Origin of the sequence: Paenibacillus sp. sptzw28, from assembly GCF_019550795.1 — a bacterium.
Classification (GTDB): domain Bacteria; phylum Bacillota; class Bacilli; order Paenibacillales; family Paenibacillaceae; genus Paenibacillus_Z.
In genome coordinates this window covers 5,013,582-5,027,802 of record NZ_CP080545.1, presented here as the reverse complement: position 1 = coordinate 5,027,802, position 14,221 = coordinate 5,013,582, and the positions used below count along the sequence as shown (strand labels likewise).

Below are 14,221 nucleotides of genomic sequence, written 5' to 3'. Positions count from 1 at the left end.
AAAACAAATCATTTTCAAAGTAGAGGACTATGTTCGTGATGGAGATTTGGAATCACGTAACGCAGTATTTAACGGATAGCGATATACAATATCTTCAGCGGTTTGCGCAGTATTTGCCTTACATCGCCGACATCTGTCAGGCGGATGTATTTATTGATTGCGCCGCATCAGCCGATCTGGAGACAGCCTTGGTCGTCGCAGAAGCTTTTCCGTCGACCGCACGCTCATTATACCGGAAATCTGTGGTCGGCGAACTGGCTTATGCAGTGAACGAGCCGGGGGTAATAGCATGTTTGAAGGCGGGACATCCCGTCTTGGGTTCAAGAGGAATTTCTCAAGAGTTTGTCGAGATGGAGCAGAATGTAACCCCGATCAAAAACCAATCGGGAAGTACGATCGGCGCCCTTATTGTTGAAAGGGACATATCGGCAAATGTCAGGCAGGAGAAACACGTAGAACTGCTGAGGGAGACCACGGAGCAACTGGGCTCCGCATTGATGCAGTCCGCTCTTTCCGAGGCGCAGCTCCCATCCTTGATACAGGAAGGGATGCTTCTGTTCGATGCCGGCGGAACTATCAGTTATGCCAATGAATTGGCCGCTCGGATGCTCGAGGGGAGCGGTATAAACGGCAGCATTGTAGGCTTGCCCGCGAATGAGTTTTATTTTGCAGCGTTAATGTCGGAAGTGCTGGGGCATGGGGGCATACGGACTGAAAAGTGGGACTCGGGGCAAATTTGCATCCAGCTCAAGGCTGTAGCTCTCATGAAGGAAGGAAGAACGGCAGGCGGGATGCTGCTCATGAGGGATATCTCTGAGCTGAAGCAGAAGGAGAAGAAGCTGCTTCTTCAGTCGGCCGTCATTAAAGAGATTCATCACCGGGTTAAAAATAATTTGCAAATGATATCCAGCCTGTTGAACCTCCAATCGAGAAGACTCGAGCAGCCTGAAATGAAAGCAGTGTTCCGCGAAAGCATCAGCCGCATCGGCAGTATATCTTTGGTGCATGAAATGTTGGCCCGGGAAGGTCTGGATGAGATGGACGCAGCGGAGATGCTGGAACGGATGGCGTCGCTATTCATCTCAAGCATGTCCAGACCCGGGCAAAACATAGCCGTTTCCGTGCGCGCCGATTCGCTGACGCTTAAATCCGACCAAGCTACGCACCTTTCGCTAATTGTCAACGAGCTGATTCAGAACAGCTTCAATCATGCCTTTGCCCATTGCAGCGAGGGTGCTGTTGAAATCAGTCTGAGAGCCAGCCGCAATGAGGCCGTACTATTGTTCAGGGATACCGGCCGCGGTTTACATACCGAGGATGTTAACCGGAATAACGGACAATTGGGAATGCAAATTTTGCGTACGCTCGTGGAAGAAGGGCTGCAGGGCATTGTCCGTTTCTCGGACGAAGAGAATAAAGGCTTTCAAACGAGAATCGTTTTTCCGCTTGGGTCGGGAGGAGAGGCGGATGCATCCCTGTAAAGTTGTCATTGTGGACGATGAGCCGATTACCCGTTTAGATGTGAAGGAGATGCTGCTTCACGAAGGCTTCCAAGTGGTTGGCGAAGGCAGGAACGGAGAAGAAGCCATTCAACTGGTTCATATGTGGCAGCCCGACCTTGTCGTCATGGATATCAAGATGCCGCATATGGATGGGATTAAGGCGGCGCGCATATTGCGCAATTATGCCTCATGCGCGGTGCTGCTTCTCACGGCATTCAGCCAGAAAGATCTGGTCGATCAAGCGATTGACGCCGGCGTGATCGCTTATCTGGTTAAGCCCGTTACGGAAGAAAACTTTATACCCGCCGTTCGCGTGGCCCTTCAGCAGCACCGCAGGTACCGCTCGCTGCAATCGGATCTGACAGCCGAAACAAGGAAATTGGAAGACAGAAAGGTGATCGAAACCGCCAAAGGCAACGTTATGGAGCGATTGAACTGCAGCGAGCGCGAAGCGTATAAATGGCTGCAGCGCCAAAGCATGGCTCAAGGAATACCGATTGCGGAGTTAGCCAAACAATACTTGCCTAATACAAGTAAATAGCATTTTTCGCACAGCAATGACGCTTGCATCGAACCGTCCGACGTAATCAGACGGGTCGTTTGCGGCGTTTTTTTATTAGAGCACCGCTGTCGCTTCTTCTTTGAAAGGTGGATGTAAATGAACACTGAGTGGATAACCAGCGCGGGAATTGATGTTGGAACAAGCACCACAAAAGTCATATTAAGCAGGCTGAAAGTAAGTGAACAAGGCAATTCTTTTTCGGTATCGCACTTTGAAATCGTTGAGAGGGAGCTGATTTATGAAAGCCCCGTTTATTTCACTCCGCTGCTAAGTGAGAATATGATCGATCACCCGGCCCTCGCTGCGCTGCTGGAGAAGTCTCTGTTCGAGGCCGGGGTTGACCGCGAAGAGATTAGAAGCGGCGCCGTCATTATTACAGGTGAGACCGCCAATAAATCAAATGCCGAACAGATTGTTCATATGCTGGCTGAACAAGCGGGGGATTTCGTAGTAGCTGCCGCCGGGGCGGCTTTGGAAGGTATATTGGCCGGTAAAGGCGCCGGGGCGGACCGGAGATCGAAAGAGGCTGCACATACGGTGGCCAATATCGATATCGGAGGAGGAACGGCGAATGCCGCTTTGTTTCAGGGCGGCGCACCTGTGGCTACAGTGACCTTTCACGTCGGAGGCAGGCTCATTCGGCTGAGCCCGGACGGTACCGTCCTCTATGTATCACCGGCGCTGCAGCGATGGTTGGTCAAGAAAGACTGGAAGCTCGAAGAGGGAATGACCGCCGATTATTCTCTCCTTGAAGCTGTAACGGCAGGAATGTCGAGGGCGATGATTCGTTATCTGGCCGGAACAGATAACGGTGAAGCGGAATGGCTCAGTCTTGGTCCGCTCCCTTCTAAGCTGCCTATAATCGGTGAAATCACGGTATCGGGCGGAGTGGCGGCATTGATGAAAGAGCGGCGGCCGCTCACGTTGGGGGAGACGGCGACTTACGGCGATGTCGGACCCCTGCTGGCCCATGCGGTGTCTGACGAATGCCGGGCGTACCCGTGGATCGTGGCCGATGCCGAGCAAACGGTCAGGGCAACGGTCATCGGTGCGGGTATGCAGAGCACGGAACTTAGCGGTTCGACGATCCATGCCGATGACGAAACTCTGCCGGTGAGAAATGTGCCGATGCTTAAGCTGCATCTTCAGGCGGAGGAGGAGTGGGATGCGAACCTGGATGATTTGTTTGAACGGGGGCGCGGATTATACAGCCTGGAAGAACGTGCCCCGTTCGGGCTTGCTTTTACGACGGAAGCTTCGTTCACCTATAAGCAGCTGCGCCGGCTGGCGGATTCCGTCGAGAAGCGGATAGGGACTGTTTTCTCTCACCGGCACGTTGCGGTAATTGCATGCGACCGGGACATGGCGAAGGCGCTGGGTCAGCTTCTTTCTTTGAAATGCCGCGGCAAGCCGCGCGTTGTATGTATCGACGATGTCCGTCTCGATTACGGGGACTATATTGATATCGGAGAAATGATCGCCGGGCGCGCGGTGCCGGTGATGGTCAAAACGCTGCTCTTCTCCGGCAGCCAAACGGGGGTGGAATCATGAAGCTGAAGACGGCAATGACGGGCGTAACGTATCAATTTAAAGATTTGGCCGAGGTGTTGGGCAAAGCCAGCGAGGAGCGTTCGGGCGATCAATTGGCCGGGGTCGCCGCGAAGGACCTGAAGGAAAGAATTGCGGCCAAGATGGTGCTCTCCGATCTGCTGCTCTCCGATATTCGGGACTCGCCTATCCTTCCTGCCGAACAAGATGAGGTATCCAGAATGATCGAAGAAGGCGTCGAGGAATCGGTGTACGGAGGCGTGAAGAATTGGTCTGTAGCGGAGCTGAGGGAATATATCCTCCGGACGGAGACGAAGGGCGCCGATATTCTGCATGTTTCCCGGGGGCTTACGAGTGAAATGATCGCTGCGGCCGCCAAATTGATGAGCAATCTGGACCTGATTCAAGCGGCGGGCAAAATCGAGGTGCTCAGCCGGTGCAATACGGAAATCGGCCACAAGGGGACGCTTGCGAGCCGCGCGCAGCCTAACCATCCGACAGACTCGCCCGAAGGGATGAAAGCATCGCTCTATGAAGCATTAAGCTATGGAATCGGCGACGCGGTAATCGGCATTAATCCGGTGACCGACAACCCGCATAATACGAAAGAACTCCTTGAGGCGACGAAGGAAGTCATGGAGGAGTGGAGCATTCCGACGCAAAATTGCGTGCTTGCCCATATTACCACACAAATGCAGGCGATCAGGCAGGGAGCGCCGGCTGACCTTATTTTTCAAAGCATAGCAGGTACGGAACGGGGAAACCGGGCGTTCGGCATCAGCAAGTCGATGCTGGACGAAGCGGACGCCCTGGTTGCCGGACAGGGAAGCGCCCTGGGTCCGAATCGCTGGTATTTCGAAACCGGCCAAGGCTCCGAGCTTTCTTCTGAAGCGCACCATGGAATCGACCAGTTGACCTTGGAAGCGAGATGCTACGGTCTGGCGCGGCTTTACAAGCCATTTCTGGTGAACACGGTCGTGGGCTTCATCGGCCCGGAGTACTTGTACGACAGTAAGCAGGTCATCAGGGCGGGCCTCGAGGATCATTTTATGGGGAAAATGCACGGCCTTCCGATGGGCGTTGATGTCTGCTACACGAATCATATGCAGGCGGACCAGAACGATATGGATAATTTGTCCGTGCTGCTTGCGTCGGCCGGCGTGAATTTTGTCATCGGGGTGCCGATGGCTGATGACTGCATGTTGAATTATCAATCCCTGAGCTACCACGATATTGCAACGTTAAGGGAGATACTGCGGCTCTCTCCGGCTCCCGAATTTGCCCGTTGGATGGAGCGATTGGGCATTGCCGAGGGAGGAACGCTCGGCAAGCTTGCCGGAGATCCGACACTGTTCGCAAGGGGGAGATCGAAGCATGAATCTGCTTAACAAGCTGCAAAGCTCTACACCTGCACGCATCGGCGTTTCCAGGTGCGGCACCCGCCCTCTGACGGGCGAGATGCTGAAGCTTCGCCTGGACCATGCGAGTGCCGTCGATTCGGTGTATGGGGAAGTGAGCGGGGAGACGCTTGATGAAATGGGCTGGTTTAGCGTGGATACATGCGCCGAACACAAAGACATGTATCTGAAGCGGCCGGACTTAGGCCGGAGACTAAGGCCCGAGAGCGAAAAGGAGCTGCTTGCGCGCTGCCGGCGGTCGCCTCAAGTGCAAATCGTCGTGTCCGACGGCTTGAGCGCAAACAGCATCGAGGCCAATATCCGCGATATTTATCCTGCGCTGCTCGATTCGCTTCGCCTGCGCAATATCGAATGGGGCACGACATTTTTCCTGCGCGGAGGAAGAGTGGGCTGTATGGACCATATCGGTGAGCTGCTTGAGCCGGAATGTCTGGTCATGCTGATCGGAGAGCGGCCGGGCTTGGTGACCGACCAATCGTTAAGCGCCTATATGTGCTATAAGCCGATGAAGGGCAAAACCGACTCCGACAGGATGGTCGTCTCCAATATTCATAAAGGAGGCACCCCTCCGATGGAGGCGGGAGCACATATTGGAGCGATGATTCAAAGCATGCTGAGGCAGCGGTCCAGCGGCATTCATTTCGTGATGTAGAGAATAGACATTTGGGGAGGCTTGTCTTATGTGGATAGGAGTAACGCTGCTGGTTGTCGTTTGTGCGGTGATGATAGGTTTAGGAGTGAAGGCGAATGGAGGTGTCGCGGCTTACCGCCGGCTAGGCACCAAAGGAGATGATCTCGCCGCTTTCGGCTATAAGCAGGAGCTGCTGCGCGATATGGGGGGATTCTCCAACTTTGCCGTTTCATTCTCGATTATATCCATTCTTACGGGAGCGGCCACACTGTTCGGCTTCGGGTTCAATCAGGGAGGACCGGCTGTGATGGGAATCGGATGGCCGCTTGTAACGCTGTTCGTACTGTTTGTAGCGGCAGGAATGGCTGAGCTGACCTCGGCGATTCCGACATCAGGCGCCATTTATCACTGGTCATCCATTCTTGGAGGAAAGGGCTGGGGATGGTTTTCCGCTTGGCTCAATATGGTCGGACAGGTTACCGTAGTAGCCGGCATCGACTACGGCTGCGCGGGATTCGCCTCATCCTTATTGTTTGGCGAACCGACCAAAGGCCAACTATTGACGGTGTATGGGGTTATTTTGTTAAGTCATGCTCTGCTCAATCACGTCGGTATTAAAATCGTAGCCAAATTGAACGATATCTCCGCAGTGTACCACATGCTCGGAGTCGGAATTATTATCGGCGCGCTGGCCTATTTCGGACCTTCGCATGACGTCAGCTACCTGTTCGATACCGGCTTTTCCGGAGTGGCAAATGCGAATACCTCCTATTGGTTCGCTTTTCTCGTCGGCCTTCTCCAAGCACAGTGGACGTACACCGGGTACGATGCATCCGCCCATACAAGCGAAGAAACCGTCGATGCCAAAGTGCGCTCCCCTTGGGGTGTGTACTTATCCGTTGCGTTATCCGGCGTATTCGGCTTTCTGATGCTTGCCATGGTCACTTTGTCGATTAAAGACCCGGCCGCGGTTGCTGGAGCGGGAGGCAGCGGATTTATCGTTGCGATCGAACAGGCGATGGGCGGTGTGTTCGGCAAAGCGATTCTATGGATGGTCACCGCTGCGATGTGGTTCTGCGGACTCTCGTCGGTCACCTCGATCTCCCGTATGATCTACGCATTCTCCCGCGATAAAGGTCTGCCCTTCTCGGGAGTGTGGAGTAAAGTGTCCGCGAAATTTCGGACGCCGGCCAACGCGATCTGGGTCAGCTGCTGCATCGCCTTTCTGTGCGGAATCATGGATAATGTCTATGCTGTCGTTACCTCGTTAAGCGTCATAAGCATATACTGCTCGTACGGAATACCTATTTTCCTGAAAGCTGCCGCACAAGCCAGAGGGCTCTGGCGGACTGAGGATAACGGACCCTGGTCGCTTGGCAAATGGAGCTTCCCGGTCAATATGGTGGCACTGCTGTGGATCTTTTTTGTCACCATATTATTCGTCGTCGCGCCGAGCGATGTCAGCATTACGGCGAATATGACGCTTCATTATGCAACAGGCAAGGTGTTCGGAGCGGTGCTTGTCCTGCTCGTCATCTTATATATCGTTTACGTCCGGAAGCATTTTAACGGGCCTCATTTGGGGGCGTATTCGGAGCTGAGAAGCCGGGTTTCCAGTCCGGCAGCTCCCTCCGCTTCGCTGAAGAAGGAAACGGTATAAGACGGGAGAAGAAGCCGGAATAGTGGAATAAGGAAGGACCTCCTGTCACCGGTGTTCAGGCGGGAGGTTCTTTCCGCTGTTATTATAATGGTATCCATGCTGCAGCCGAAGCATGATACACCAGGAGTTCATGCTTAGGTTGAGCGTTTCTGCGGCTAGGCGCAATCACGCTTCTACACGATCCGCCTGAACAATAGGCAGGACCGCTCTTTTTCGCCTCGAACGATTTGTCCCGATTACCCCCGCCACAATCATGGCCGAGCCCACCAGATGGTACACCGTAACTTCCTCCCCGAGAACCAATGCCCCGGCTGCGATGGAGACAACGGTTGACAGATTGGTGAATGCAGACATTTTCGAAGCCTCTATCTTCGATAGGACATAGTTGGCGGTAAGTGCCGTCACGAGTGACGACAGGATACCAAGAAAGAGGACCGACAGGATAAAGGTGCTGCTGGCGAGCGGTGCGAGAAAGAGCCCGAGCGTCCCGGCGGCCGCATGATTCGTGACCGATACCGTTAGAAAAGAAGCGCATCCGGCGGCGAGCATGAAAAAACTGATTTCCGCCGGGCGGAAATGCTTGGAAAGCGAACGGGCCAACACCGCGTAACCGGCAAAAGCGACGCTTGAGAGCAGCAGCAGGGAAATTCCGGTGATATGCGCGAAATCGAAGGCTTGCCCGTTCATGAGAAAGATGAACACGACGCCGAACGTCGAAAGAAATATCGACTGCTTCTGCAGGAGAGTTGTCGATTCCTTCAGAAACAGCGAAGCGAGCGTGGTCGTGACGACCGGTGTGAACGCGCACAATATCCCGCCTTCCGCAGAGGAGGCATACTGCAAGCCGAACGCTTGAAGCGTAAAAAAACCAAGCGGATACATGGCTGCCAGCAGCAGCACTTTAAAGAGAGGCTTGCGCCGGTAATCAAACTTCAGCCAGCCGAATGCGACCGGTATCAACATGACCGCAAACGAAATTGCAAACCGGTAGGTGAGTGTGTCGAGCGGCGGGGCATAGTCGAGCGCGATCTTGGCAAATAGAAACGAAAAACCGATGATCACAGCATTTAGTACCGCTAGCAGATAAGCAAGCTTTAGACCTGTTTGGCGCATCATTAAGCACGTTCCTCTCCTGGTCAGCCGGGATTTATCTTCGCTAAGGTCTCTCCGGTAAGTCAAAGGTATGACAAAATGTGGATTCCGACAATATCCTTTTATGCTATCTGTATCGGTACAGATGGCTCGCGGCTGTGAATAATGCCGCAAAGAAGAAGGTGTGTCCGCAAGATTGCCCGCAGCTATCGCGGAACTGAAAGCAAGGTTAGCGGAGGGAGGGAATAAGCAGGGGAGGAGTACGGTCTATGGAGTAAAAAAAGAGCAGAACAGCTGCCAAAAGGCAGCCATTCTGCTCTGTATTGCACAAATGCGGGTGGCGTTCAACTGCTATGCCGAAGGTAAAGAAGTAAGCCGCGCGTTCTATTCCGCTTTGAGCCGGCGGCTTACTCCCGCGGCTGTCGGCGTGCCACGCCGCTTTCAAGAGCGGCCTGCACCACGCGGCGGCGAACTTCTTCAACGACGCGCTGATTGAACACGCTCGGAATAATATACAGCGGGCTGAGCTCGTCGGAGCTGATTACCGATGCGATCGCCTCCGCAGCAGCCAGCTTCATCTGCTCATTGATGGAGCTGGCCCGGCAATCCAAGGCGCCGCGGAAGATACCGGGGAAGCAGAGGACATTGTTGATCTGATTCGGGTAATCCGAGCGTCCCGTAGCGAATACGGCGACGATATCTTCCGCTTGCTCGGGCCGTATTTCCGGTTCCGGATTGGCCATCGCGAATACGATCGGGTCTTTGGCCATTGTTTCCACCATTTCCCTCTTCAAAATGCCTCCGGCCGACAATCCGATAAACACGTCCGCGCCCTTCAGCGCTTCGGGGAGTCCGCCGCTCATGCGATCGTCGTTCGTGTGCTCCGCATACCATTGCCACATCCCGTTCGGGTAATGCCGGTCACGGGTAAGTATTCCTTCCCGGTCAACGCCGACAACATGGCGCGCCCCTCCTGCCAGCAGCATTTTCGTGCAGGCCGTTCCGGCGGCTCCGATCCCGCAAACGACAATGCGGGCTGTTTCGATGCTGCGTCCGGTCAGCTTGAGCGCATTGAGCAGACCGGCATACAGGACGACTGCCGTTCCGTGCTGGTCATCGTGAAAAACGGGAATATCGAGCTCCTCACGAAGCCGCTGTTCGATCTCGAAGCAGCGCGGCGAGGAGATATCCTCCAAATTAATGCCGCCAAAGCCTGGCGCGATTGCTTTTACGGCAGCAATAATGGCTTCCGTGTCCAGGGTATCCAAGCAGATCGGAAAGGCGTCTACATCCGCGAACTGCTTAAACAGCATCGCTTTGCCTTCCATGACCGGCATCGCGGCATAAGGGCCGATATTGCCAAGGCCCAGCACGGCGCTGCCGTCGGAAACGACGGCGACGGTGTTGCGCTTGATGGTCAGCGTAAACGCTTTGTTAACATCCTCATGGATTGCTGTGCAGACGCGGGCTACTTCCGGCGTATAGACACGTGAGAGGTCATCCCGGTTCTGTATCGGCGTCTTGGGATGTACCGAGATTTTACCTCCGAGATGAAGCAGGAACGTCCGGTCCGAGATGTTCACGAGACGAATGCCGGGCAGCGCTTCAAGCGCCTTGGAGATTCGCTCGGTAGTAGCAGTTTCGCCGACCTTAACGGTTAAATCCCGAACCGTCCGGTCCCGTCCCGTCTGGATGACGTCGATGGCGATAATGTCGCCGCCGGCGCCTTCGATTGCTGTCGCGGCTCCGCCAAAGTAAGTTTGCTTCGTGTCGAGCTCGATCCGAATAATGATCGTTTTGCCATCCAGCGGTTGGTTTCTCATAGTATAAAGCCCTCCTTGGCGAATATGGAATAATACCGTAAGTCTGCATATCGTTTGTTTACCCCTGTAATAGACCGGATATTCAGCAACCGGCGCACTTTGGTTCGATTTTGACTGCCGGGGGGACACCGGGAAGAAAAAACCGTCACTGCATTAACTGCAGGACGGCGCGGGAACATTGCATCGGGTTATATTGTTGATTGCGCTTCGACAGTAGATTCCGTCTGTATTGGACCGATGCGTAAGGCTCCTGGATCAGCTCGAACCAACGGTCGATCGTTTCGGTGGAAACCAGCATTTCTCCAAAGCCGCTTTCAACGAAATATTCACAGTTCACTTCTTCCTGGCCTGGAATCGGCTCATAGAACAGCATTGGAATTCCCTTGCTGAGTCCTTCGGTGCAGGTCATGCCGCCCGGTTTCGTAATCAGCAGATCGGAGAGGTCCATCAGCTTGTTAATATCGCGGGTAAAGCCGAGAACCTTAATGTTCGGGTGCTGGAAATGAGGATCGGCAAGCATTTTCTCACGCGATTTGTCGTTGCTGCCGACGCAATAAATGAGCTGGACCCGGTCCCGCCAGCGGGTCATGTACTCGAGCAGATTATCGCTGTACATAATGCCCCAGCCGCCGCCCATAATAAGCACTGTCGGCATCGGCTTCAAATCGAATTGCGTCTGAAGCTCGATTTTGTCGTGTGTCTGCCAGAAATTGGGGTGCACAGGAATTCCGGTAACCTCAATACGGCTGGAAGGAATGCCCCGGTCCATGAGCTTTTTCCTCACCGATGCTGTTGAAACCAGATATTTATTGACCTCGGAGCTGGTCCACGTTCCATGTGCGTCATAATCGGTAATAAGCGTGTATAAGGGTACATTGAGTCCAAGCCGCTTCAGACGCGAGACGACCGCGTTCGGAACGGGATGCGTACAAACGATCAAGTCCGGCTTCAATTGTGAAATCACTTGTGATGTGTGCGTATAAAAGATACGGTGAAGCGCAAGCTGAGCGAACCGGTTTAACGATTTCTTATATTGTCTGCGATATACGATGCCGACGAGCTTCGGCTGTTTGCTGACTGTTTTGCGGTATGCGGATACGATCAAAGGTCCAATCACGGGGTTCAAAAACTTACCAAGCTCGATTACACGAGTCGATATGCCTGGATTAAGCGCGCGAAGCCCGACTGCGAGCGCATATGCGGCTTGGGTATGTCCGGAACCGAACCCCTCAGAGAGCAGAAGCACTCTTTTCTTACGCATCTTCTCACCCTTTTCTGACCACATGGACAATCTATACCGGGCTGTCTTCCGGGAGGCTGCAAAACAACCTGCGCCGAGCCCTGAGTCTTTATAAAAATTCTCTCTTTACCATATTACGACGCAACCCCGATCAAAACAAGATTGCAATTCGGACTTGCGGTCATTGCCTCCTTAATTTATGCTAAAAAATAGGTAAAAGACAATTCGGGTCAGCAGGCTTATACATCTCGCGATATGGATAAATTGGAGCGTGAAAATGATGCAGGTTCGTGAAACTTTTGTACCGGAAACAGGTACTCTCGTAGCCATGCGCTACAAAACCGGCGAGTATGTAGGCGAAGTAATGGAAGCCTCGGGTCCTCGCGCACTGGTGAAGGTATTATCCGTTCTCAAGCACCCCGAGCAAGGAGATTTGCACAACCCGTATAACCCCGATGTGCCTATGTTTCATGAACGAAGGGCGCTGAGCTACACTGAGAAAGCCAATATTCCGCTCGGCGATATGGAGCCTTACCGGGGTGAAGTGAAACCGTACAAAGAGTCTCTCCAGGAGGCGTTGGCCGCCGAGATGGAAGCACTGGACCGTTTGAAAAGATGGGCCGAGCGAGGGTTGTCGCAGCTGGAGCAGCTGGAGCGCGAATATAAGTAAACCACGGCATGTTGAGAGGGAGGCGGCGGATTATGGAACGTGAAATATTGGCAAAGGAAATTTATGCGGTTTCACATATGACAGGTACGTTTACGCTGCGTTCCGGACAAGTGTCACATGAATATTTCGATAAATACAGGTTTGAATCGGACCCCCGGCTGCTGGGCGCGATCGCATGGGAGCTTTCCACTCGCATACCGGTTGGCACGGAGGTGCTTGCCGGCCTTGAAATGGGCGCCATTCCGCTCGCCGCTGCATTATCCATGGAGACGAACATTCCTTCGGCGTTCGTGCGCAAGAAAGCGAAGGAATACGGTACTTGCAAGCTGGCGGAAGGAGCCGACATCGCGGGGAAGCGGGTATGCGTGATCGAGGATGTAGTCACGTCCGGAGGTCAAATCATTATGAGCGTCAGTGAATTGCGCGAGGCGGGAGCGATAGTGGAAGACGTGATCTGCGTTATCCTTAGAAGCCCGGAAGGACGCAAGCGATTGGAGGAAATCGGTCTGCGGCTGCATGCTTTGTATACGATGGAGGAGCTTACCGAGCTGGGGCGGCAGTCCTAGCCGCCAATCTCTTCCTGTCCGATGCGGAAAGAAACCTGCAGCGCAGTAGCTGGCGCGGCAGGTTTCTTTTTTTTCGAAATATGATAAGCAAGTATAAGTTTTCACTGCATAGATCCAAGCACGAAGTGCGCGATAAGCCTAAGAGTTGATAAAGACGGTCTGAATCGGTTTCCGGTAAACCACTTGATAGCCGAGCCCTTTGGACAAGGCCGCAAGCGGCAAATAGGTCACGGAGGAACCGCCGGATTTCTCCAGGTACGCCGGCGTATCCAGGGGAACGTCCTCGCCGTTCACTTTCATTGATTTGGCTCCGATGGTGAAGGAGACTTGCTTGCCGTTCGCCCGGATTGTTGCGGTTTGCGTCTTTCCGTCCCATGAAAGTCCGGCGTTCAAGGCATTAGCGATATCGCGCATCGGCAAATAGGTCGTGTTGTTTTTGAGCACGGGCTTGTTCGTGCCGCTCACTTGTTTGCCGTTTACAATGACGCGGAGCGGAACGCCTTGCGAAAGCGCCGCCGGCTCACGGTGCTCGCCCCAGATGCCAAGGGCGAACGCCTTGCCGATCTGCTCGTAGCCCGCCTGCTTCGGGTGAATATCTCCCTGCAGGATGGTGGTATAGGCAAGCTCCTTGCCCGCGAATGGCTCCGATACATCGACCGCTTTAACGGTAAACCCTTGTCCGCGGAACTCGGCAGCGACCGATTCATTCAAATCGCGAAGCTGTTTTATCGCCGCCTGAAGCACTGCATACTGTTCTTCCGTCACCGCTTTATTCAGCTTCGAAGGCTTTGGAACCGGAAGGTATTGGTCGGCAAATACGATTTGAGTCTTCGAATTTATAGCCGCTATAGCGCGTACCGAAGCTTCCAACGAAGATTTGTACGTAACCATCATCGAATCGATCCATGTCTTGATCTCGCCCGGCGACATTGAACGGCCCTTCAACTCATCGAATAAGGTCAAAAAATCGTTCCCGCCTATTGTCATCACGACGAGACCCGCCTGCTCCAGAGCCGTGCGCAGATCGGCTGATTTGGCAATCGTATCCTCGGCAAGCGGGTATTTCGATAGATTGGGCTGCACCCCATCGGCAGTCACGCTAGTCCCTCTCTCCGCCGCATCCAGCCAATTCTGAAGTCCGCCCGATTTCAAGCCGAGCACCCCGTAGTTCTCCATCTCCGCGCGCCCGTGGTAAAGCGCCTGCTCATATACGCGTTCAGCGTACCCGTACGGGACCGATTGCGCGCTCATTCCGTTCTCATAGCCAACTGTGAGTGAATCGCCGACCGCAACGATATGCAGTGTTTTGCTTGTGTCCTCAGCCTGCGTCGAATAAGCCGGGAGAACCGGCTGAAGCAGATTATATGCGGATGGACCGGTCATTTTCGTTCCGCCGTGGGCATCCGAGGCAGCCGCTGCGGAATTCATGCTCCCGCCAAGCAGGGCCGCAGCCAGTATACCGGCCGCAAATCGCGATTTCCTTATGTTGCTATACAACGCTTTCACATC

At 53.9% G+C, this 14,221-nt stretch carries 12 protein-coding genes; 8 read left to right on the top strand and 4 right to left on the bottom strand.

Annotated features, from left to right (window positions below; translation table 11 throughout):
• The first annotated feature begins 38 nt into the window (after positions 1-38).
• The 6 genes from KZ483_RS23065 to KZ483_RS23040 all read left to right on the top strand — a co-directional run bounded on the left by KZ483_RS23065 (position 39) and on the right by KZ483_RS23040 (position 7,321).
• Positions 39-1,481, top strand: a complete 1,443-nt coding sequence (locus tag KZ483_RS23065; RefSeq protein ID WP_258881774.1) for a sensor histidine kinase — start codon at positions 39-41, stop codon at positions 1,479-1,481.
• Positions 1,468-2,043, top strand: coding sequence for an ANTAR domain-containing response regulator (locus KZ483_RS23060; RefSeq protein WP_220349920.1), 576 nt, complete (start codon positions 1,468-1,470; stop codon positions 2,041-2,043). Before KZ483_RS23065 ends, KZ483_RS23060 begins: the two co-directional genes overlap by 14 nt.
• 117 nt (positions 2,044-2,160) lie before the next feature.
• The gene (locus tag KZ483_RS23055; protein WP_220349918.1) at positions 2,161-3,615 is read left to right on the top strand and encodes an ethanolamine ammonia-lyase reactivating factor EutA; all 1,455 of its coding nucleotides are present in this window, start codon (positions 2,161-2,163) and stop codon (positions 3,613-3,615) included.
• Entirely contained in the window at positions 3,612-5,000 is a 1,389-nt protein-coding gene (locus tag KZ483_RS23050) for an ethanolamine ammonia-lyase subunit EutB (RefSeq protein ID WP_220349916.1), read from the top strand. Before KZ483_RS23055 ends, KZ483_RS23050 begins: the two co-directional genes overlap by 4 nt.
• Positions 4,987-5,682, top strand: a complete 696-nt coding sequence (gene eutC, locus KZ483_RS23045; protein ID WP_220349911.1) for an ethanolamine ammonia-lyase subunit EutC — start codon at positions 4,987-4,989, stop codon at positions 5,680-5,682. Before KZ483_RS23050 ends, eutC begins: the two co-directional genes overlap by 14 nt.
• A 28-nt stretch (positions 5,683-5,710) precedes the next feature.
• Complete coding sequence (locus KZ483_RS23040; protein ID WP_220349909.1) at positions 5,711-7,321, top strand: amino acid permease; 1,611 nt, start codon at positions 5,711-5,713, stop codon at positions 7,319-7,321.
• Between the two features lie 165 nt (positions 7,322-7,486).
• Here KZ483_RS23040 and KZ483_RS23035 read toward each other — a convergent pair whose 3' ends face one another.
• The 3 genes from KZ483_RS23035 to KZ483_RS23025 form a co-directional block, all read right to left on the bottom strand.
• Positions 7,487-8,434 carry a DMT family transporter gene (locus KZ483_RS23035; RefSeq protein ID WP_220353628.1) on the bottom strand — a complete coding sequence of 316 codons (948 nt, stop codon included), beginning with the start codon at positions 8,432-8,434 and terminating at the stop codon, positions 7,487-7,489.
• A gap of 386 nt (positions 8,435-8,820) precedes the next feature.
• Positions 8,821-10,236, bottom strand: coding sequence for an NAD-dependent malic enzyme (locus KZ483_RS23030; protein WP_220349907.1), 1,416 nt, complete (start codon positions 10,234-10,236; stop codon positions 8,821-8,823).
• Between the two features lie 145 nt (positions 10,237-10,381).
• Complete coding sequence (locus KZ483_RS23025) at positions 10,382-11,497, bottom strand: MGDG synthase family glycosyltransferase (RefSeq protein ID WP_220349905.1); 1,116 nt, start codon at positions 11,495-11,497, stop codon at positions 10,382-10,384.
• Positions 11,498-11,753: 256 nt separating this feature from the next.
• Here KZ483_RS23025 and KZ483_RS23020 point away from each other — a divergent pair, with 256 nt between their 5' ends.
• Both KZ483_RS23020 and pyrE read left to right on the top strand, forming a co-directional pair.
• Positions 11,754-12,146, top strand: a complete 393-nt coding sequence (locus KZ483_RS23020; protein WP_220353627.1) for a kinase-associated lipoprotein KapB — start codon at positions 11,754-11,756, stop codon at positions 12,144-12,146.
• Between the two features lie 32 nt (positions 12,147-12,178).
• Positions 12,179-12,712, top strand: a complete 534-nt coding sequence (gene pyrE / locus KZ483_RS23015; protein ID WP_220349904.1) for an orotate phosphoribosyltransferase — start codon at positions 12,179-12,181, stop codon at positions 12,710-12,712.
• Between the two features lie 138 nt (positions 12,713-12,850).
• On the opposite strand, the gene KZ483_RS23010 is transcribed toward pyrE, so the two are convergent.
• On the bottom strand, positions 12,851-14,209 hold the full coding sequence (locus tag KZ483_RS23010) for an SGNH/GDSL hydrolase family protein (protein WP_220349903.1): 1,359 nt from the start codon (positions 14,207-14,209) through the stop codon (positions 12,851-12,853).
• Positions 14,210-14,221: the final 12 nt, after the last annotated feature.